The organism is Terrihabitans rhizophilus (genome assembly GCF_033898525.1).
In the GTDB taxonomy this organism is placed as follows: domain Bacteria; phylum Pseudomonadota; class Alphaproteobacteria; order Rhizobiales; family Methylopilaceae; genus Flaviflagellibacter; species Flaviflagellibacter rhizophilus.
On sequence record NZ_JAXAFJ010000002.1, the window covers coordinates 444,723 to 463,560 of the forward strand.

The 18,838-nt window shown below is 65.5% G+C and carries 19 protein-coding genes; 4 read left to right on the forward strand and 15 right to left on the reverse strand.

The features are described 5' to 3' along the window. From SCD90_RS05695 to pdxY, 4 genes are all read right to left on the reverse strand, one after another. Positions 1 to 1,557 carry a 2-isopropylmalate synthase gene (locus tag SCD90_RS05695; RefSeq protein ID WP_319843661.1) on the reverse strand — a complete coding sequence of 519 codons (1,557 nt, stop codon included), beginning with the start codon at positions 1,555 to 1,557 and terminating at the stop codon, positions 1 to 3. Positions 1,558 to 1,847: 290 nt separating this feature from the next. Continuing rightward, positions 1,848 to 2,576: an NUDIX hydrolase gene (locus tag SCD90_RS05700; protein ID WP_319843662.1), complete on the reverse strand. Its 729-nt coding sequence runs from the start codon at positions 2,574 to 2,576 to the stop codon at positions 1,848 to 1,850. Continuing rightward, a complete protein-coding gene (locus SCD90_RS05705; protein WP_319843663.1) occupies positions 2,573 to 3,481 on the reverse strand; it encodes a PhzF family phenazine biosynthesis protein in 909 nt (302 codons plus the stop codon). Before SCD90_RS05705 ends, SCD90_RS05700 begins: the two co-directional genes overlap by 4 nt. Then, positions 3,478 to 4,326 carry a pyridoxal kinase PdxY gene (gene pdxY, locus SCD90_RS05710; protein ID WP_319843664.1) on the reverse strand — a complete coding sequence of 283 codons (849 nt, stop codon included), beginning with the start codon at positions 4,324 to 4,326 and terminating at the stop codon, positions 3,478 to 3,480. The genes SCD90_RS05705 and pdxY overlap by 4 nt, the downstream gene beginning before the upstream one ends. A gap of 62 nt (positions 4,327 to 4,388) precedes the next feature. Between pdxY and SCD90_RS05715 the strand changes: the two genes are divergently transcribed. Further along, the gene (locus tag SCD90_RS05715) at positions 4,389 to 5,144 is read left to right on the forward strand and encodes a hypothetical protein (protein ID WP_319843665.1); all 756 of its coding nucleotides are present in this window, start codon (positions 4,389 to 4,391) and stop codon (positions 5,142 to 5,144) included. A gap of 55 nt (positions 5,145 to 5,199) precedes the next feature. After that, the gene (locus SCD90_RS05720; RefSeq protein WP_319843666.1) at positions 5,200 to 6,009 is read left to right on the forward strand and encodes a hypothetical protein; all 810 of its coding nucleotides are present in this window, start codon (positions 5,200 to 5,202) and stop codon (positions 6,007 to 6,009) included. 15 nt (positions 6,010 to 6,024) lie between these two features. Here the strand turns inward: SCD90_RS05720 and ilvC are convergent, their stop codons facing one another. The 5 genes from ilvC to miaA form a co-directional block, all read right to left on the reverse strand. Beyond that, positions 6,025 to 7,044 carry a ketol-acid reductoisomerase gene (ilvC, locus tag SCD90_RS05725; protein ID WP_319843667.1) on the reverse strand — a complete coding sequence of 340 codons (1,020 nt, stop codon included), beginning with the start codon at positions 7,042 to 7,044 and terminating at the stop codon, positions 6,025 to 6,027. Positions 7,045 to 7,153: 109 nt separating this feature from the next. Next, positions 7,154 to 7,669 carry an acetolactate synthase small subunit gene (gene ilvN / locus SCD90_RS05730; protein ID WP_319843668.1) on the reverse strand — a complete coding sequence of 172 codons (516 nt, stop codon included), beginning with the start codon at positions 7,667 to 7,669 and terminating at the stop codon, positions 7,154 to 7,156. Between the two features lie 78 nt (positions 7,670 to 7,747). Then, positions 7,748 to 9,514: an acetolactate synthase 3 large subunit gene (locus SCD90_RS05735; protein ID WP_319843669.1), complete on the reverse strand. Its 1,767-nt coding sequence runs from the start codon at positions 9,512 to 9,514 to the stop codon at positions 7,748 to 7,750. Between the two features lie 311 nt (positions 9,515 to 9,825). After that, the gene (locus SCD90_RS05740) at positions 9,826 to 10,512 is read right to left on the reverse strand and encodes an outer membrane protein (protein ID WP_319843670.1); all 687 of its coding nucleotides are present in this window, start codon (positions 10,510 to 10,512) and stop codon (positions 9,826 to 9,828) included. 68 nt (positions 10,513 to 10,580) lie between these two features. Then, entirely contained in the window at positions 10,581 to 11,474 is an 894-nt protein-coding gene (gene miaA, locus SCD90_RS05745; RefSeq protein WP_319843671.1) for a tRNA (adenosine(37)-N6)-dimethylallyltransferase MiaA, read from the reverse strand. 68 nt (positions 11,475 to 11,542) lie between these two features. On the opposite strand from miaA, the gene serB reads away from it, so the two are divergent. Further along, a complete protein-coding gene (gene serB, locus SCD90_RS05750; protein ID WP_319843672.1) occupies positions 11,543 to 12,436 on the forward strand; it encodes a phosphoserine phosphatase SerB in 894 nt (297 codons plus the stop codon). 3 nt (positions 12,437 to 12,439) lie between these two features. Here serB and SCD90_RS05755 read toward each other — a convergent pair whose 3' ends face one another. The 6 genes from SCD90_RS05755 to SCD90_RS05780 all read right to left on the reverse strand — a co-directional run bounded on the left by SCD90_RS05755 (position 12,440) and on the right by SCD90_RS05780 (position 18,303). Further along, positions 12,440 to 13,939: a Do family serine endopeptidase gene (locus SCD90_RS05755; protein WP_319843673.1), complete on the reverse strand. Its 1,500-nt coding sequence runs from the start codon at positions 13,937 to 13,939 to the stop codon at positions 12,440 to 12,442. A 226-nt stretch (positions 13,940 to 14,165) separates the two neighbouring features. Then, a complete protein-coding gene (hflC, locus tag SCD90_RS05760) occupies positions 14,166 to 15,143 on the reverse strand; it encodes a protease modulator HflC (protein WP_319843674.1) in 978 nt (325 codons plus the stop codon). Further along, a complete protein-coding gene (gene hflK, locus SCD90_RS05765; RefSeq protein WP_319843675.1) occupies positions 15,140 to 16,348 on the reverse strand; it encodes an FtsH protease activity modulator HflK in 1,209 nt (402 codons plus the stop codon). The genes hflC and hflK overlap by 4 nt, the downstream gene beginning before the upstream one ends. Positions 16,349 to 16,474: 126 nt before the next feature. After that, positions 16,475 to 17,005, reverse strand: a complete 531-nt coding sequence (locus SCD90_RS05770) for a dihydrofolate reductase (RefSeq protein ID WP_319843676.1) — start codon at positions 17,003 to 17,005, stop codon at positions 16,475 to 16,477. Further along, complete coding sequence (locus SCD90_RS05775; protein ID WP_319843677.1) at positions 17,002 to 17,484, reverse strand: GNAT family N-acetyltransferase; 483 nt, start codon at positions 17,482 to 17,484, stop codon at positions 17,002 to 17,004. Before SCD90_RS05775 ends, SCD90_RS05770 begins: the two co-directional genes overlap by 4 nt. 24 nt (positions 17,485 to 17,508) lie before the next feature. Continuing rightward, positions 17,509 to 18,303 carry a thymidylate synthase gene (locus tag SCD90_RS05780; RefSeq protein WP_319843678.1) on the reverse strand — a complete coding sequence of 265 codons (795 nt, stop codon included), beginning with the start codon at positions 18,301 to 18,303 and terminating at the stop codon, positions 17,509 to 17,511. 159 nt (positions 18,304 to 18,462) lie between these two features. On the opposite strand from SCD90_RS05780, the gene SCD90_RS05785 reads away from it, so the two are divergent. After that, positions 18,463 to 18,825 (forward strand): PepSY domain-containing protein, encoded by a 363-nt coding sequence (locus tag SCD90_RS05785; RefSeq protein WP_319843679.1) that lies wholly within the window; start codon positions 18,463 to 18,465, stop codon positions 18,823 to 18,825. Positions 18,826 to 18,838: the final 13 nt, after the last annotated feature.

Sequence of the window (18,838 nt, forward strand, 5' to 3'; positions counted from 1 at the left end):
TCAGGCGCTCATCACCTGCGCGCCCACCGTGGTGCGCTTCACCATCAGCTTGTTCAGCGCCGCCACATAGGCGCGGGCCGACGCCACCAGCGTGTCGGGATCCGCCGCGCGCGCCGTGACGGTCTTGCCGTTCTCCGTCAGCCGCACAGACACTTCCGCCTGTGCGTCGGTCCCTTCGGTGACGGCATGGACCTGGTAGAGCTCCAGCACCGCCTCGTGCGGCACCAGTTCGCGGATGGCGTTGAAGATGGAATCGACGGGGCCGTTTCCGGTGGCCTGCACCGTGCTGTGCTGGCCGTCGGTGTCCAGCGTCATCGTGCAGGACTGTGCGCCCACCGTGCCGGCGATCACCGTCATGGACAGCACCTTGATGTGGTCGCTGGCCAGCGCGATCTCCTGATCGACCAGTGCCTCGATGTCCTCGTCGTAGACATGCTTCTTGCGGTCCGCGAGCGCCTTGAACCCGTTGAAGGCATCCTCGAAGGCGTTCTCGCCCAGCTGGTAGCCGAGCTCGCGCAGCTTGTCGCGGAAGGCGGCGCGTCCCGAATGCTTGCCCATCACCAGCGAGGTCTTGGTCACGCCCACCGAGGCCGGCGTCATGATCTCGTAGGTGGTGGCGTTCTTCAGCATGCCGTCCTGATGGATGCCGCTCTCATGCGCAAACGCGTTCCGGCCCACGATGGCCTTGTTGTACTGCACGGGGAACGAAGTCACCGCCGAGACCAGCTTCGACGCACGCGTCAGCATCGTGGCCTCGACGCCGGTCGCATAGGGCAGCACGTCGCCGCGGGTCCGCAGCGCCATCACCACCTCTTCCAGCGCGGCATTGCCGGCACGTTCGCCCAGCCCGTTGATGGTGCACTCGATCTGACGGGCACCGCTCGCGACACCTGCCAGCGAATTCGCGACCGCCAGGCCCAGATCGTCATGGCAATGCGTGGAGAAGATCACGCGGTCGGCGTTCGGCACCTTCTCGATCATGGTGCGGAACATGTGGCCGTATTCCTCGGGCGTCGCATAGCCCACGGTGTCCGGCAGGTTGATGGTGGTGGCGCCGGCCTTGATGGCCGCCTCCACGCAGCGCGCCAGATAGTCCAGCGGCGTGCGGGTGGCGTCCATGGCGGACCATTCCACGTCGTCGACGAGGTTGCGTGCCTGCGCCACGGTCGCCGCGATGATGTCGAGCACCTGCTCCTGCGACTTGCGCATCTGGTGTTCCAGATGGATCGGCGACGTGGATACGAAGGTGTGGATGCGGCCACGCTGGGCCACGCGCACCGCCTCGCCGGCGCGGGCGATGTCACCCGGAATGGCGCGAGCCAGGCCGGCGATGATCGACTTTTTGGCCCGGCGCGCGATTTCCTGCACGCTTTCGAAATCGCCTACGCTGGCGATGGGGAAACCGGCCTCGATCACATCGACGCCCATCTCCTCCAGCAGTTCGGCGACTTCCAGCTTCTCCTCGAGCGTCATGCTCGCGCCGGGGCACTGCTCGCCGTCGCGCAATGTGGTGTCGAAGATGACGACGCGGTCGGATGCGTTTGCGGTCGTGGTCATCGGATATGCCTTCTTGATTTCTTGCCCGGCTCTGCGGCTCTGGGCGTCGGGTCTGTCTTCTGTGCGGTGACCATCCCCTGAGCGCCCAGGCAAAAGCCCGGCCGGCCCTCAGGGGCGGCTAAGAAGAAGCAGGCCGGAAAGAAGGCACACGGACGCCCCGGCGAGGTGCCGGTCAGCCGTCCATGCTGTGTTGGTGCGCGCCATCATGGCAGCGGTTCCATTCGCCTTCACGTGCGCAAGCCGCGCATCCATTCCCACTTACGCGCTTCGGCGCCTCCGGGCAAGCGCCCTCAGGCCGCCCTGCCCCCGGTGACGATCTCGACCAGAGAGCGGGCATATTCCAGAACATTGTTCAGGCTGGCCGCATCACGAACGAGCACGATATCGGCCAGTTCATCGTCTCCACCCGACGCGCGATGTGCCTCGAAACGGGCCCGCACCTCGTCCGCGGTAAGCCGCGTGTCGATGCGCCGCGCGCAGCAGACAAGAGGGCCGTCCTGACTGATCCAGCGCTGCTCGGAGGGTACGAGCACGTCGGCCCCAAGGCCCGTCTCCTCCTCCAGTTCGCGCAGCATGGAGGCCTCGAAGTCGAGCCTGCCGCCCGTCACATCGTCCAGATCGGGCGTGCCGCAGGGAAAATAGAGCCGACCCGCATTGGCGGTGTGCGCGCCCATGCGGCCCAGCAGCACCGCGCCATCGGCCGTCACCACCACGGCCGAGGCAAAGGTGTTGCAGGCTCCGGTCTCGATGAAGCCCTGGCTCAGCCAATAATTCAGCCCGGAATAGCGCACAACGATGTGCGCACCGCGCCAGATGCCGTCTTCGATGCTGAAGCGGCGGGCAACCAGCACCTCGCCGTCGAACAGCGACGGCTTCTCCGCGGCGGCACGCGCCCAGTGCTCGCCGATCGCCTCCGCGTTCTCGTCGCGCCAAGGCCAGGGCTCATCCACCACGAAGGCATCGAAGCCCAGCACCGGCGTCACGATGGCCCGCTTACCAGAGGGATTGAGCGGGTTCATGCGGTGATCCGGCCCTCGGATACCAGGATAGCCTCGCCCCCGATGGTCGCCCCCTCGAGCACACCCTTCCAGACGTCGAGGCCCAGCACGATGCGGCTGGGACGCCCCATCTCGTGGCCCTGCTCCACCACCACGGCATGCTGGCCATCCGCCGGCCGCTCGAAGGCCATCAGCGCGCCGGCGAAAGCAGCCACGGCAGATCCCGTGGCCGGATCTTCCCCCATGCCGAAGCCCTGCTCCAGCATGCGCGCCCGGAACGACGCATCCGGCGCCTCGCCGCCGCGTGTGTAGACATAAGCCGCGGCAGCATCGGGCATCGGGAAGGCAGCCGGCCAGTGCTGCGGCTGGACGGCGGCACGGGCCAGCACGCCGGCATCCCGCACCGGCACGAAGGTGAAGGACGGCCCCACCGCAAAGCGGCTCGGCACGTGGCGGTCGAATCCGATCTCGTCCGGTGAAAGCCCCAGAGCCGCCGCGACGGCGTGGATCGGCGCCGCCTCGCCCGCTCCAAATGGCAGCCGCGGCAGGTCGAAACGTGCGCGGCCCGTGTCCTCGCCCAGGCGATGCACGGTGCAGGGCACCACGCCGACCTCTTCCTCAACAAAGAAGTTGAGGTCGCTGCGAAGCCGGGCCTTGTTCTCGATGGACAGCACCAGCGCTGCGCCGACGGTTGGGTGGCCGGCGAAAGGCAGTTCCGTAGCCGGCGTAAAGATGCGCAGCCGCGACAGGTTCACGGGCTCGCGCGGCGGCAGCAGGAACACCGTCTCCGACAGGTTGAACTCGCGAGCCACCGCCTGCATCGACGCGGTGTCCAGATCCTCGCAGCCGAACACCACGGCCAGCGGATTGCCCGCGAAGCGCCGGTTGGTGAAGACGTCGAGCGTGATGAACCGGCGCGGGGTCACAGCGCTTCCGCTGCGAAGACGGTGGTGGGGTTCACGAACTCATCCTGCGCCGCAACCGTCAGGATCTCGCGCGAACCCGCCTCCTCCGTGCGCCGCAGCAGTCCGTAGACGGAGGACGCGGCATGCGATAGCGCCTCGCCGGCATCACGCGTGGCGAGGTAATGCACGAAGAACAGCGCCGCGATGGCATCCCCCGCCCCGTTCACCGAAACGGGCAGCAGCGGCGTGCGCACGCGCCATTTGCGGCCCCGGTCCGACACCACGAGGTCGAGAAATCCCAGCGGGGTGTCATCGGTGTGCAGGCTGGTGACCACGACGACCGCCGGTCCGAGCGCATGAACCGCATCAAGCGCACGGACCAGGGCCGCGTCGTCCCTGGCTTCCATCCCGGCCAGGTATTCCAGCTCGAAATGGTTCGGCGTGATGATGTCGGCCACGCCGAGCGCGCGGTCCCGCATGAATTCGGGGATGCCCGGCCGCACGAAGACGCCACGCCCGATATCGCCGATCACTGGATCGCAACAATACAGCGCCTCCGGATTGGCCGCCTTCACGCGCGCGACGGCGTCCAGCACCGCCTCGCCGATGGCGGCATCGCCCATATAGCCGGACAGCACCCCGTCCGCCGCGCCGAGCACGCCCCGATCGGCGATGCCATCGACCAGGTCGCGGATCGCATTGCCGGAATACACCTGCCCCTTCCAGGCGCCGTAGCCGGTGTGGTTCGAGAACTGCACCGTGTTCACGGCCCAGACCTCGTGCCCCAACCGCTGCATCGGGAAGACAGCGGAGGAATTCCCGACATGGCCATAGGCCACCCAGGACTGGATCGACAGGATGTTCATCAGCGCGTTCTACATTCTTCCGATGGTATGAGGATATGCCAGGTTCGTCATGAAGGCCCCAGATGTCGCAAGCGGTGCTGTTCCTCACCCATCTTCGAACACCTCGTGTGCTTGCACATTTCGAACGGCTGCGCGCCGAGGCCGGCCCGGTCTTGCCGGTGTTCCTCGGCGCTGATGATACGGCGCATGTTCAGTTACCGCCTCCGGGCCCGCAAGCCGATTTTCAGGTCTGCGTCGAGGCCACCCAGGCGATGTTCCCTGGCCTTTACCCCGATTATGCTCCCGGCCGCACGGATCTTATCTTCCTGACAATGCTCATGGATCCGCGCCTGCGCGCCTTCGATCATGTCTGGATCATGGAGTACGACGTCGATTATTCCGGCGATTGGTCCGAGTTCTTCAAGGGCTTCGAGAACAGGCGGGGAGACCTCGTGGCCACGCGGATAACGCACCGGTCACGTCATTCGACCTGGTTCCATTGGCGCGATTTCGCGAGCCCGCCTAGCGTGCCAGAATCTCGGCATATCTATGCCTTCATGCCGATGGTTCGTTTGTCCCGAGCCTTCATCACCGCCTATATCGAGGCTCGCCGGCGCGATTTATGGCAAGGGCATTACGAGGCCATCCTGCCGTCCTTCGCGCTGGACGCGGGCTTCCACATCGTCGACATGGGGTATGGCCCCTATGGAAGCTTCTTCCGGCGCCGCCTCTACCGCCGTCGAACGTTCAGGTTCCGCCCCGCTCGCCCCAACTACTTCCATGAAGTGCCCGCGCAGTTTCCGTTGCGCTCCGTACTCTACCACCCGGTAAAGCTGTAAAGCCGTGGCTGAGGCCTGATTGCCAGCCCCGCGCAGGCATGGTGCATGAGAGGAAATGACCTCTGCCCGCCAAGCGATTCTCTTCCTCACCCACGTCCGAAGCGCCCGCGTCCTCCAGCATCTCGAACGGCTGCGCCGTGAGACTGCCGGGCTGATGCCGGTGTTCGTGTGCGTGGATGATCGCGGAAGCCGACGAGACACGGCAGCCAGCTTCCCAAGCGATTTCAGCGTGCGCGAGGAAGATTGGCGTCGTCTGGCGCCGGCCCGCGCCGCCCATCTGCGCCATGGCCCGCGCACGGACTATTACGACCTGTTCTACCTGCCGGCCTTGCTGTCGGAACGGCTGTCCGGCTTCGACCATGTGTGGTTCATCGAGAACGACGTCGATTTCGCAGGCAATTGGGGGGACTTCTTCCGGCCCGCGATGCAGAGCGCAGCCGATCTCTTGGCCACCACCGTCTACCCCCGTCCGCTGCAGCCGGGCTGGACCCATTGGCGGCGCTTCCGCACGCCGGAGCGGATACCGCAGGAGCGCCATATCCGGGCATTCCTGCCGCTGGCGCGGTTCTCGCAGCGCTTGATCCGCGCCTATGCTGAAGAGGCACACGATCCGGCATGGGCGGGGCAGTTCGAGGCGATGTGGCCGACCTTGGCAGCGGAACGCGGATGGCCGATCAGCGATCTTGGCGGCGCGGGGCCATTTCAGCCCGCCGAAGGCTTCGCCTTCTACCGGAACACCTTCAACCGGCGCACCTTGTCGCCGGGCAATTTCGTCTTCCGTCCGGCGCGCCGGGTCTACTTTCACGAAGACCCGGCGGCATTTCCGGAGACGGGGCAGCTCTACCATCCCGTGAAAGGCTGGTAGAGCCCCCGCTCCTGCTTAGTTGCGCTCGCGGTCGACCAGCTTGTTCTTGCCGATCCACGGCATCATGCCGCGAAGACGCTCGCCGACTTGCTCGATCTCGTGGCTGTCGTTGACGCGGCGGATGCCCTTGAAGCGTGCCGAACCGGCCCGGTATTCCTGCATCCAGTCGGACGTGAACTTGCCGGTCTGGATGTCCGCGAGAATCCGCTTCATCTCGGCCTTGGTTTCGGGCGTGATGACGCGCGGACCGGAGACATACTCGCCCCATTCGGCGGTGTTCGAGATGGAGTAGTTCATGTTGGCGATGCCGCCCTCATAGATGAGGTCGACGATCAGCTTCACTTCGTGCAGGCACTCGAAATAGGCCATTTCCGGCGCATAGCCGGCCTCAACCAGCGTCTCGAAACCGGCGCGGATCAGCTCGACGAGGCCGCCGCAGAGCACGGCCTGCTCGCCGAACAGGTCGGTCTCGCACTCTTCCTTGAAGGTGGTCTCGATGATGCCCGAACGGCCGCCACCGACTCCCGACGCATAGGCGATCGCGAGCTCGAGCGCATTGCCCGAGGCGTTCTGGTGCACCGCCACAAGGCAAGGCACGCCGCCGCCCTTCTGGTATTCGCCGCGCACGGTGTGGCCGGGGCCCTTCGGGGCGATCATCACGACGTCGACGCTCTTCTTCGGCTCGATGAGGCCGAAATGCACGGCCAAGCCGTGGGCGAAGGCGATGGCTGCGCCGTCGCGGATGTTCGGCGCGATCTCGTCCTTGTAGATGTCGGGCTGCAGCTCATCCGGCGTCGCCATCATCATCAGGTCGGCCCAGGCAGCCGCTTCCGCGACGGAGAGAACCTTCAGGCCGTCGGCCTCGACCTTCTTGGCGGTGCTGGAGCCCGGGCGCAGGCCGATCGCGATGTCGGTGATGCCCGATTCCTTCAGGTTCAGCGCATGCGCGCGGCCCTGGCTGCCGTAGCCGATGATGGCGACCTTCTTGCCCTTGACCAGATTGAGATCGGCATCACGATCGTAATAGACGCGCATGTGGTTCCCCTGAAGCGACGGCCGCCCTGCGGCACGTGTAGTGTGCGGGCGGCTACGCCCTAATCCCCGGCGGGCTTCTAGACCCGCGCGGGCGTTCTGAACAAGAGGGCTACATCCCCTCCGGGCCGCGCGAGATCGCGGCGACGCCGGTGCGGGACACCTCGACGAGGCCGAGCGGCATCATCAAGGAGATGAACTGGTCGAGCTTGTCGGTCTTGCCGGTCAGCTCGAACACGAAGCTTTCGATGGTCGCGTCCATCACTCGGGCGCGGAACGCCTCTGCCAGGCGCAGCGCTTCCGCGCGGGCCTCGCCCGTGCCGGCCACCTTGATGAGCGCCAGTTCGCGCGACACCATCGGCCCGCTGTTCGACAGGTCCACCACCTTGTGCACCGGCACCAGACGGCCAAGCTGGGCCTCGATCTGGTCGATGATCTCCGGCGTTCCGGAGGTCACGATGGTGATGCGCGAACGATGCTTGCCCTGCTCGATCTCGGTGACCGTCAGGCTCTCGATGTTGTAGCCGCGGCCGGAGAACAGGCCGACCACGCGGCCCAGTACGCCGGGCTCATTATCGACGAGGACGGACAGGGTGTGGCGTTCGACGCGGTTCTGGCTGGCGGACATGACTGGCTTTCGCAGGTTGGCGCGGACGCGCCGGGCAGAGGGGTGCGGGCGCGGCACCGGCCGCGCCCGGAAGCATGATCAGACGAGCATCTTGCCTTCTTCGGAGATGACGGTGCCGATGTCCTCGGCAGAGGCCGCATCGCCAAGGATCATGTCGTTGTGGGCCTTGCCCGACGGAATCATCGGGAAGCAGTTCTCGATCTTCTCGACACGGCAGTCGAACAGGACGGGACCGTCATAGGCGAGCATCTCGCGGATCTTGTCGTCCAGTTCGGCCGGATCGTCGCAGATGATTCCCTTGCCGCCATAGGCCTCGGCCAGCTTCACGAAGTCCGGCAGGGCTTCCGAATAGGACTGGGAATAGCGCGATCCGTGCAGCAGCTGCTGCCACTGGCGCACCATGCCCATATATTCGTTGTTCAGGATGAACACCTTGATCGGCAGGTTGAACTGCTTGGCCGAGGACATCTCCTGCATGTTCATCAGCACCGAGGCTTCGCCCGCGATGCAGACGACGAGCGCATCGGGATGCGCCACCTGCGTGCCGATTGCCGCCGGAAGGCCGTAGCCCATGGTGCCGAGGCCGCCCGAGGTCATCCAGCGATTCGGCTCCTCGAAACCGTAATACTGAGCCGCCCACATCTGGTGCTGGCCGACCTCGGTCGTGATGTAGGTCTCGCGATCCTTGGTCAGCTCGTACAGGCGCTGCACCGCATATTGCGGTTTGATCACGCTTTTCGACTGGTTGTAGGCGAGGCAATTGCGCGAGCGCCAGCGCTCGATCTGCTTCCACCAGTCGGCCAGCGCCGCCGTGTCCGCCTGGAGCTTCTGCTCCTTCCAGAGCCGCACCATCTCGGCGATGACATTGCCGACATCGCCGATGATCGGCACGTCGACCTTGACGATCTTGTTGATCGACGAGGGGTCGATGTCGACGTGGATCTTCTTCGATCCCGGCGAGAACGCATCGACCCGTCCCGTCACGCGGTCGTCGAAGCGTGCGCCGAGGCAGATCATCACGTCGCAATCGTGCATCGTGTGATTGGCTTCGTAGGTGCCGTGCATTCCCAGCATTCCGAGGAAGCGCTTGTCGGAGTGCGGGAAGCAGCCGAGGCCCATCAGCGTCGATGTCACCGGGAAGCCGGTGAGGTCCACCAGTTCGCGCAGCGCGCGGCTGGCTTCCGGGCCGGAATTGATGATGCCGCCTCCGGTGTAGAAGATCGGCTTCTTCGCGCCCGCCATCAGTGCAACCGCTTCGCGGATGCGAGCGTCGTCGCCCTTCACGCGCGGCTGGTAGGTGCGGTGCTCGACATTCGCGGCGCCGGTATAGGTGCCCGTTGCGAACTGGATGTCCTTCGGAATGTCCACGAGCACCGGACCCGGACGCCCTGAGCGCGCGACGTAGAACGCTTCGTGCAAGACGCGCGACAGGTCGTTCACGTCCTTCACGAGGTAGTTGTGCTTGGTGGCCGCGCGGGTGATGCCGACCGTGTCGCACTCCTGGAATGCGTCGGTGCCGATGAGGTGAGTCGGAACCTGGCCGGTGATGACGACGAGCGGGATCGAATCCATCAGTGCGTCGACCATGCCGGTCACGGCATTGGTGGCGCCGGGGCCGGAGGTGACGAGAACCACGCCCACCTTGTTGTTGGAGCGCGCATAGCCTTCCGCCGCATGGGTCGCACCCTGCTCGTGGCGAGCCAGGATGTGCTGGAGCTCATTCTGCTGGAACAAGGCATCGTAGATCGGAAGCACGGCGCCGCCGGGATATCCGAAAATCGTGTCGACGCCCTGCTCTGCAAGCGCGCGAACGACCATCTGCGCGCCGGTCATCTGTTCACTCATGGCGAACCTCCGCCTTGTGTTCCTGCGCCTCGGTGCTGACTGGGACATCGACCGGGCAATAAAAAAGGGGCCTCTAAGAGCCCCCGCATGCGCCACCTTTCGCGACGGCTGTCAAAGCCGTTACGTCGATGGCGCTCCCGATACGATAATCAACGTGCGCACGCGCAGCGTCTCCTTTGAAGTACGGGTTGGATAATCCCCTGCCCGGCGCGGGTCAAGTAGAACCGTGACACAAAGATGGCACCGCAAAGCAAAACCCCGCCCGCTTGCGCGGACGGGGCTTTGAAACCGGATCGGACCGAAGGGTCAGATCAGAAGTGGTAAGCGATACCGCCGCGAACCGTCTGCATGTCGAAGCTGACATCGGCAGCTGCCGTCACGCCGTCCGCGCTGAGCGAGAAGCGCTCGTCGTCGAAGTCCGTGTAGAGGTACTCGACGCGAGCCGACCAGTTGCCGCCGAACTTGGCTTCGACGCCACCACCAACGGTGTAGCCGACCATCAGGTGGCTGTCGTCGTCGCCGAGGACGTCAGACGACACTTCGACATTGGCGAGCGAGAGACCGCCAGCAGCGAACACCAGGAAGTTGCCGAAGGCGTAGCCGACGCGGCCACGGGTCGTCGACCAGGCGTTGATCTCGGCGTCCACCAGACCGGGAACCACTTCGGTGTCGATGTCGACATAGGAGATGCTGTTGTCGATGCCGACAACCCAGTTGCCCCACTGGCGGTTGATGCCGCTGTAGATGCCGATGTTGAAGCCGTCGTCCTCGATGTCGAAGGTCGGATCGCCAAGATCGCCGCCGTTGACGCTGATGCCGTCGAGTTCGCCCTCAACCCAGTTGTAGCCGCCCTGGACGCCCAGGTAGAAGCCCGACCAATCGCTCTCGGCAGCAACCGGAGCAATGGCGGCCTCAGCCGGGTAAGCCGGCATGTCGGCTGCGAAGGAAGCGGTGGAGAGAGCGACGAAAGCGGCGCCGGCGAGGAGAATGGTCTTCATTGGGTAGTCCCCCGAAACAAGTTGATTTGTTCTAGCCCAAGCCGGCGCTTCGGGCTGTAACCTTTGGGTCACACCGCATTTTCAAAAAACCGCGGCGCCGGCTGCCAGTCCGCGAAACGGTTCCTCATCCAGGTTGTCTGCCGCTTCGCGTATTGGCGACTGTCCGTGATGGCGCGTTCCACCGCCTCATCAAGGCGGAGCTGTCCCTCTAGATGGGCGGCAAGAGGCGCGACACCGATGGCCCTCATCACCGGCAACGAAGGGTCCAGCCCGCGCTGCAGCAGGATCAGCACCTCATCTAGCCCGCCGGCCGAGATCATGGTGCGAAAGCGTTCCGCAATGCTCACCCGGATATCGTATCGCTCCGGGATCAGCAGGAATCGTTCGCCGGCCTGTACCAAAGCGGGAGAAACCTCGCTCTGCCATTCGAGGAGCGAGCGCCCGGTCGATTCGACCACCTCGAGAGCCCTCAGGATACGCTGGGTGTCCGAAGCCCGGATCCGCTCCGCCGCGGCGGTGTCGCGCCGGGCTAGCTCGCCGTGCAAATCGGCGGCTGATCGCAGCGCCGACTGGCCTCGCCAGTGCTCCCTGACGGCCTCGTCGATCGGCGGCACCTCCGACAATCCTTCGATGAGCGCCTGAAGGTAAAGGCCGGTCCCGCCCACGAAGATCAGCGGGCGAGGATCCGTACCGGCCAGCAGGCGCCGCACATCGTCCAGCCAGAGCGCGACCGAATAGGGCTTGGCGCCATCCACATGGCCGTAGAGCATGTGCGGCGTGCGGCGCTCCTCCTCCGGGTCGGGCCGCGCGGTCAGAACCCGGAGGTCGCTGTAGACCTGCATGGAATCGGCGTTCACCACCACGCCGCCGCAGGCCTGCGCCCACCGGACGGCAAGAGCCGATTTACCACTCGCGGTGGGACCCGCGAGCAGGATTATGCGACGGCCTTGCCCCACAGCCATTGCGCTTTACCTCTGGAACACATCTTTATTGCCGTCTGTAGCATCTGCTGCCATCGGCCGGACCCCACATGAACATCGCCTCGATCATCACTCGCCCGGACAACCCGGTGCTGGGGGATACGCTTCTGGCATATCTCGCCTCGGAGTTGCCGCGGGCCGGGCTCGTGAAGTGGCTGGCGCCCGGCACGGCCGCCGAGATCCCGTTCGTCGGCCGCGGCGCGGCGCTGGCGCTGGCCTGGGAGCGGGCCACCGAGGTTATTGGCGACCTGCCGGTGGACCTGAACATCATATCCGGGATCAATCGGCGCAAGCGCCTGCTGGTCGCGGACATGGACTCGACCATCATCCAGCAGGAATGCGTGGACGAACTGGCCGACCTCGTTGGCAAGCGGGCCGAAGTGGCGGCGATCACCGAACGGGCCATGCGCGGAGAGATCGAATTCGCAGGTGCCTTGCGGGAGCGCGTGGCGCTTCTGCGCGGCATCCGGGAGGACCAGGTCGAGGCCCTGCTTCGCGACCGCATCACCGCCACGCCCGGCGCCTCCACACTGGTGCAAACCATGCGCAGCCACGGCGCCTACACGGCGCTTGTGTCCGGCGGCTTCACGCTGATGACCGGCGCTGTTGCAGCGAGGGTTGGCTTCGACGAGCATCGCGGCAATGTTCTCGGGCTCGACGGCGGTAAATTGTCCGGCACGCTGGAAGAGCCTGTTGCCGGAGCCGATGCCAAGCGGCAGGCCGTCGTCGAACTGCGCGAACGTCTCGGGCTCGAGGCCGACGACACCATCGCTGTGGGCGACGGGGCCAACGATATCGACATGATGCGCGAGGCGGGGCTCAGCGTCTCCTTCAACGGCAAGCCGGCCGTGGCCGCCGCAGCCACCGCCCGCATCCGGCACGGGGACATGACCGCCCTCCTCTATTTGCAAGGCTACAGCCGGGACGAATTCGCCACCGGCTGACCCTCAGGGCAGCGGAATGCGGATGAACTTCATTTCCGCCTTCGGCGTGGCCACCAATATCAGTGCGCTGGTCTGGCCATCCTTCTTCAGCGCCTCGATCTGGCGCGAAAGATCATCCGGCGAGGCCAGCTTGCGCTGCGCGATCTCCACGATGGTGTCCCCGATCCCGATATTGAGGTCCTTCAGCGGCGATTCGGCGCGGATGGCGACCACCACCACGCCCGCCTCGACAGTGCCGTCGATGCTGAAGGCGCCGCGCGCCGGCGCCTGCAGGGGCGCGACGTCGAGGCCCATGATCGTTGCCGTGCTTTCCGGCGGCTTCGGAACGCCGGCGTTCTCCGCCGCACCGGCGGGACCGGCCGCTGCCTGACGCGCGATCTTGATCTGCGAGCTGACCTGCTTGCCCTCTCGCCAGATCTCGAGCGGCACCTCGCGCTCCACGCCGGCGTCTGCGACGAGCCTCTGGAACCCGCGTGACGTGGTCACCGGCTTCGCGTCGAACCGCGTGATGATATCGCCGATCTTCAGCCCCGCTTCGGCCGCAGGCCCATTGTCGATGACGCCCGCGACCAGCGCCCCTCCGGTGCCCTGCATGCCCACGCGTTGGGCGACTTCGGGCGGCACGTCCTGAATGCGCACGCCGATATAGCCGCGCCGGACCTCCCCGAATTTGAGCAGTTGATCGATCATCGGACGAAGCGTCGATGCCGGGACGGCGAAGCCGATGCCGACAGATCCGCCCGTGGGCGAAAGGATCGCGGTGTTCATGCCCACCACCTCGCCCGCGAGGTTGAACAAGGGCCCGCCGGAATTGCCCTTGTTGATCGAGGCATCCGTCTGGATGAAATTGTCGAAGCGGCCGGTGCGCATGTCGCGATTGCGCCCGGAAACGATGCCGGACGTCGCCGACAGGCCGATCCCGAACGGATTGCCCATCGCCAGCACCCACTGGCCAAGCTTCAGGTTCTCCGCATCCCCGAATCGAGCCGGCTTCAGCGGGCCGGCCACGGGCTTGACCTTCAGCACCGCGATGTCGGTTTCCTTATCTCGGCCAACCACTTCGGCTGCGAGCTTCGTGCCATCGTTGAAGGCTACCTCCACGCGGTCCGCACCATCGACAACATGGAAGTTCGTGACGATGGTGCCTGAAGCATCGATGACGAACCCGGAGCCCTCTCCAGTCTGCCGGCCGCTTCCGCCACCTTCACCGCGTTGCTGACGCTCGAAGAAATCGTTGAAAAACTCGTCGAGCGGTCCGCCCTCCGGAGCGTCCGGACGTGGTCCGGCCTCGGCATCCTCGTCCTCGCCGGGTGAACCGTCGACGTCCTCCGAGGTGGAGATCAGAACGACGCTGTCGATGACCTGCTCGATGACGTCGCTGAGTGCGTCCGGTCCGCGCAAGGTGCCCTGATCCGCAGGAGCAGTTTGGGACTGGGCCACGTCCATGGCCGCCAGGGACACAGAAAAGGCGAGGCCGATCCCGAGCAGGGGACCGCGAAACATCTGCTGCACCAAACAAGCCTCCCGGCTGCATCCGCAGCCAACACGCAGGCGCCGGAGTATGTCCGAGCAACCCGACCGGTCGAGATGCCCGCTCGTCAGGACCAGTTCAGGCCCTGATCTGCACCGGCGGCATCTGCACCGCTGCCAACATGGCACGGCCCCCGCCTCCCGGGGAAGCCGGGGGACGGGGGCCGTTGATCACAACCGCTAGCGTGGAAGGCGCGGCCTATTGGGCGGGAGCCGGAACCGCCGGCGTTGGGGCCGGTGGTGCCGGAGGAGTCGCGGCATCCGCAGGCGCTGCCGTCGGCGCCGGGCTTGCTGCGCCCGTTCCCGCAGGCGCGGAGCCAGGCTGGCGGAAGTACTTGAAGAACTCCGAATCCGGGCTCAGCACCAGTCGGGTGCCGTTGTTGGCGAGACCGGTCTCGTAGGCCTGCATCGAACGATAGAAGGCGAAGAAGTCCGGATCACGTCCATACGCACCCGCGAAGATCGCGTTGCGCTGGCCGTCACCCACGCCGCGCATCCGTTCGGCCTCACGGTTGGCTTCAGCCTGCAGCACCACCACGTCGCGGTCTGCCCGTGCGCGGATGCGCTGTGCCGCCTCGGCGCCCTCGGCGCGGATCTCCGACGCCTCACGCTGACGCTCCGTCTGCATGCGCTGATAGACCGCCTGGCTGTTCTGCTCCGGAAGGTCGGCGCGGCGGATGCGGACATCGACGATCTGGATGCCGAGTCCGGTGGACTGTCCGTTCACCTGGTCCCGGATGCGGTTCATCAAGGTCTCGCGCTCATCGCGCACCACCTGCTGGAAGGTCGATTCGCCGAGAACGCGGCGCAGGCCGGAATTCACGAAGGTCGCCAGCTGGCTGTTGGCCCGCTCGATGGAGCCGAGCGTCTGATAGAAGCGCAGCGGATCGATGATCTTGTAGCGCGCGAACGCATCGACGCGGATGCGCTTCTGGTCGGAGGCGATAACCTCCTCGACCGGAAGATCGAGCGCGAGGATGCGCTTGTCGACCCGCACCACGCCGTCCACGAAGGGCAGCTTGAAGTAGAGGCCGGGCTCGCGCACGACGTTGATGGCCTGCCCGAAGCGCAGGACGATCGCCTGCTGCGTCTGGTCGACGGTGAAGACGGAGCTGAAGCCGAGGAAGGCCAGCGCCGCGACGAGAATGATCGCGGCTCCACTTGCAAGGCTCCTCATCGGCCGGCTCCGTTATTGTTGGGCGATCGCAGCACGGGCTGCGGCGGCTGCGGTGCCGGCGTGGACACGGCCGGGCGTTGCTGCTGGCCGAGTTCGCCGAGCGGCAGATAAGGCACCACGCCGGAGCCATTGCCGCTGTTGTCGAGCACGATCTTGTCTGTCGTCGAAAGCACGCGTTCCATGGTTTCGAGGAACATGCGTTCGCGCGTCACCTCGGGAGCCTTGCTGTATTCCGCGTAAATGGAATTGAAGCGGTCGGCCGCGCCGCGCGCCTCGTTGATCACGCGCTCGCGGTAGCCTTCTGCTGCCTGCAGGATGCGGGCGGCATCGCCTCGAGCTTCAGGAACCACGCGGTTGGCGTAGGCCTGCGCCTCGTTCTGGAGGCGCTCCTGGTCGGCTCGCGCCGCCTGCACGTCGCGGAAGGCATCGATGACCTGATCCGGCGGATCGACCTTCTGCATCTGCACCTGAATGACCGCGATGCCGGCCTGGTAGCTGTCCAGCGTGCGCTGCATGAGATCATGCACGGCACGTTCGACACCCTGCCGGCCCTGGGTCAGCACCGGCTGAAGCTCCGAGCGTCCGATCACTTCGCGCATGGCGCTTTCGGCGATGGCCTGGATGGTGGCCTCGGGGCTCTGGATGTTGAACAGGTAGTCGGCGGCACCGCCCGGGGTTTCCGTCTCGGGATTGCCGGGCTTGATCTGCCAGACGACGGTGAAGTTCACGTCGACGATGTTTTCGTCGCCTGTCAGCATGAGGCTTTCCTGCGGCACCTCGCGAACGCCGACCGTGGTGCGTGCGGCAGGAGCTTCGAGGCGCAGGCCGATCTCCAGGCGACGGTTCTCGGTCACGTTGGGCGTGATGACCGTTTCGATGGGGTACGGCCAGTGATAGTGCAGGCCCTCGCCCGTCGTCCGCACGTGCTTGCCGAAGCGCAGCACCACGCCCTGTTCGCTGGGGCTGACGGTGAAGAAGCCCGACGCAAGCCAGACGATCAGCGCGATGACGAGGATGGCGAGCAACCCGAGGCCACCGCCGAACGAGCCACCCGGAACAATCCGGCGCAGGCGCTCCTGGCTGCGGCGGAACAGTTCATCCATATCCGGCGGCTTGGGCCCTGAGGATTGCGGGCCGGAGCCCCACGGTCCGGGGTTCGGGCGCCAAGGTCCGCCACCACCCCCGCTCTGATTACTCCAGGGCATCCAGTTCCTTCCCATGCCCGGCCGGGAAGGCGGGCAGCGTATCCACATGTGGGAAAGCTTTTAGGCTGGGGGAAGGCCTGCGATCAACCCGGTGGAACTACCTTCCCTCGGGTTTGGCAAACACGCCTACGTTACGTCGGACGCGGCCTTGCGGATGTAGTCGATATAGCTGGAGCCGCAATCGTCGCCCGGTGAAGCCGGATGCACCGTTCGGCTCTCCTCGAGCCACTGGCCCGGGTCCAGCTCCGGAAACTCGACGTCGCCCTCCGGCGAGCAGTCCAGCTCGGTCATATAGATGCGTTCGGCCAGGTCCATGACCTGTGCATAGACCTCCCCGCCTCCGATGACGGCGATCTCGTCGGCCGAGAGCTGGACCGCCAGTTGCTTCGCCCGCTCCACCGCCGCTTCCAGCGAATGCACCACGTGCCCGCCCTCGGCGGTGAAGTGCGGATCGCTCGTCACGATCACGCTCTCACGTCCCGGAAGTGCCCTGCCGATGGCCTTCCAGGTCTTGCGGCCCATGATCATGGGCTTGCCCCAGGTCACCGTGCGGAAGCGCTTCAGGTCGCTCGGCACACGCCAGGGCATTGTGCCTTCGTTGCCGATGACGCGGTTGCGGGCCATGGCGACGACAAGAACGATGGCGGCCTGTTTCATGCATCCTCCGCGAGCTTGACCAGCGCATCCCCGGACACCCGGCATGTCGTCCAGCCATCCATCAGTTCGGCGCCGCGCGAGCGATAGAAATCGATGCTCGGCGTATTCCAGTCCAGCACCGACCATTCGAGCCGGGCGAGCCCTTCGTCGCGGCACCGTGCGGCAAGGCGGACCATCAGCGACTTGCCGATTCCCTTGCCCCGCAATTCGGGACGAACGAACAGGTCTTCCAGATAGATCCCTGCCCGCCCCTCGAAGGTCGAGAAATTGTAGAACCACAGCGCCAGCCCGACCGGCTCGCCATCCCATTCCGCAATGTCGCAGAATGCGCGGGGCTCGGGTCCGAACAGGGCCGCATCCATCATCTCGTCGGTCGCGACCATTTCGTGCAGCAGCTTCTCGTACTCGGCGAGTTCGCGGATCAGCTGCAGCACCAGCGGGGCTTCGCCCGGGCGGGCGGCACGGATGTTCAACGTCATGTTGTCCTCTGGAACGGGCGGGCTCTACACGGCCACCGGCGCCTTGATGGCGGGATGAGGATCGTAGCCCTCGAACGCGATGTCCTCGAAGCGGAAGTCGAACAGCGAGCGAACATCCGGGTTCAGCCGCAAGACCGGCAGCGCGCGCGGCTCGCGCGAAAGCTGCTCGCGTGCCTGCTCCAGATGATTGAGGTAGAGATGCGCATCGCCGAAGGAGTGGACGAAGTCGCCCGGCTCCAGCCCGCAGACATGCGCGATCATCTGCGTCAGCAGTGCATAGGACGCGATGTTGAACGGCACGCCGAGGAAGATGTCGGCCGAACGCTGGTAAAGCTGGCAAGACAGGCGTCCGTCCGCCACGTGGAACTGGAACAGGCAATGGCATGGCGCCAGCGCCATCTTGTCGAGATCGGCCGGGTTCCAGGCCGAGACGATGAGCCGGCGCGAGCTCGGGTTGCGCCGGATCTCGTCCAGCACCCCGCCGATCTGGTCGATCACGCGGCCGTCCGGCGCTTGCCATGAGCGCCATTGCTTGCCGTAGACGGGCCCGAGTTCGCCATCGGCGTCGGCCCATTCGTTCCAGATCGAGACGCCGTTGCGCTGCAGGTAATGCACATTGGTGTCGCCGGCGAGGAACCACAGGAGCTCGTGGACGACGGATTTCAGGTGCACCCGCTTCGTGGTGACCAGCGGAAAGCCCTTCGAGAGGTCGAAGCGCATCTGGTGTCCGAACACAGAGAGCGTGCCGGTGCCGGTACGGTCATCCTTGCGCGTGCCATGGTTCAGCACATGGTCCAGCAGGTCGAGATAGGCCTTCATCACGGTCTCCGAGCCTGCGGACATTAGCGTCCGGAAGCGGCCGGATGCACCCCCTCAGTGCCCTTTTCCCTGAACCTTTGGCTGTCAACCGCGTTCAGTTTGGGTTCAGAGCTTACCCCTTAAGGGGAAAGATGAGCCGGGGGGCTCAAGGAGGAATTCATGCGTAAGATCATTGCCGGCGCGCTACTCGCCACCACCCTTGGTCTTGGTTTCGCTGCGGCGCCTGCGGCTGTTCAGCCCGCCAGCGCCCAGGGCATCGCAATCGGCCCCAATGGCGTACGCATCTATCCCGGTGACCGGGATTATGACCGTTACGACCGTCGCTCGCGTCGTGACGTCGATCGCCGTGACGCCGAGTACATTGCTCGCCGCAACGGCGTGGACCGCGTGCGCAGCGTAACGCGCCGGGGCGGTGACTGGATCGTCGTGGGCGAGGCCCGCCGCGGGCGTGGCGACCTGCGTGTCCGCATCGATGGCCGCAGCGGCCGCGTGCAGAACGTGGATCGCATCATCCGCCGCTGATCTGTTCAGCTCT

What these genes read in the sequence shown, in the direction of transcription:
- SCD90_RS05735 (WP_319843669.1), bottom strand. Translation starts at nt 9,514, where the DNA reads ATGAGTGAACAGATGACCGGCGCGCAGATGGTCGTTCGCGCGCTTGCA.
- pdxY (WP_319843664.1), bottom strand. Translation starts at nt 4,326, where the DNA reads ATGAACATCCTGTCGATCCAGTCCTGGGTGGCCTATGGCCATGTCGGG.
- SCD90_RS05775 (WP_319843677.1), bottom strand. Translation starts at nt 17,484, where the DNA reads ATGACGTTGAACATCCGTGCCGCCCGCCCGGGCGAAGCCCCGCTGGTG.
- SCD90_RS05715 (WP_319843665.1), top strand. Translation starts at nt 4,389, where the DNA reads ATGTCGCAAGCGGTGCTGTTCCTCACCCATCTTCGAACACCTCGTGTG.
- SCD90_RS05740 (WP_319843670.1), bottom strand. Translation starts at nt 10,512, where the DNA reads ATGAAGACCATTCTCCTCGCCGGCGCCGCTTTCGTCGCTCTCTCCACC.
- hflC (WP_319843674.1), bottom strand. Translation starts at nt 15,143, where the DNA reads ATGAGGAGCCTTGCAAGTGGAGCCGCGATCATTCTCGTCGCGGCGCTG.
- SCD90_RS05780 (WP_319843678.1), bottom strand. Translation starts at nt 18,303, where the DNA reads ATGAAGGCCTATCTCGACCTGCTGGACCATGTGCTGAACCATGGCACG.
- SCD90_RS05695 (WP_319843661.1), bottom strand. Translation starts at nt 1,557, where the DNA reads ATGACCACGACCGCAAACGCATCCGACCGCGTCGTCATCTTCGACACC.
- hflK (WP_319843675.1), bottom strand. Translation starts at nt 16,348, where the DNA reads ATGCCCTGGAGTAATCAGAGCGGGGGTGGTGGCGGACCTTGGCGCCCG.
- SCD90_RS05755 (WP_319843673.1), bottom strand. Translation starts at nt 13,939, where the DNA reads ATGTTTCGCGGTCCCCTGCTCGGGATCGGCCTCGCCTTTTCTGTGTCC.
- SCD90_RS05720 (WP_319843666.1), top strand. Translation starts at nt 5,200, where the DNA reads ATGACCTCTGCCCGCCAAGCGATTCTCTTCCTCACCCACGTCCGAAGC.
- ilvC (WP_319843667.1), bottom strand. Translation starts at nt 7,044, where the DNA reads ATGCGCGTCTATTACGATCGTGATGCCGATCTCAATCTGGTCAAGGGC.
- serB (WP_319843672.1), top strand. Translation starts at nt 11,543, where the DNA reads ATGAACATCGCCTCGATCATCACTCGCCCGGACAACCCGGTGCTGGGG.
- SCD90_RS05700 (WP_319843662.1), bottom strand. Translation starts at nt 2,576, where the DNA reads ATGAACCCGCTCAATCCCTCTGGTAAGCGGGCCATCGTGACGCCGGTG.
- SCD90_RS05770 (WP_319843676.1), bottom strand. Translation starts at nt 17,005, where the DNA reads ATGAAACAGGCCGCCATCGTTCTTGTCGTCGCCATGGCCCGCAACCGC.
- ilvN (WP_319843668.1), bottom strand. Translation starts at nt 7,669, where the DNA reads ATGTCCGCCAGCCAGAACCGCGTCGAACGCCACACCCTGTCCGTCCTC.
- miaA (WP_319843671.1), bottom strand. Translation starts at nt 11,474, where the DNA reads ATGGCTGTGGGGCAAGGCCGTCGCATAATCCTGCTCGCGGGTCCCACC.
- SCD90_RS05785 (WP_319843679.1), top strand. Translation starts at nt 18,463, where the DNA reads ATGCGTAAGATCATTGCCGGCGCGCTACTCGCCACCACCCTTGGTCTT.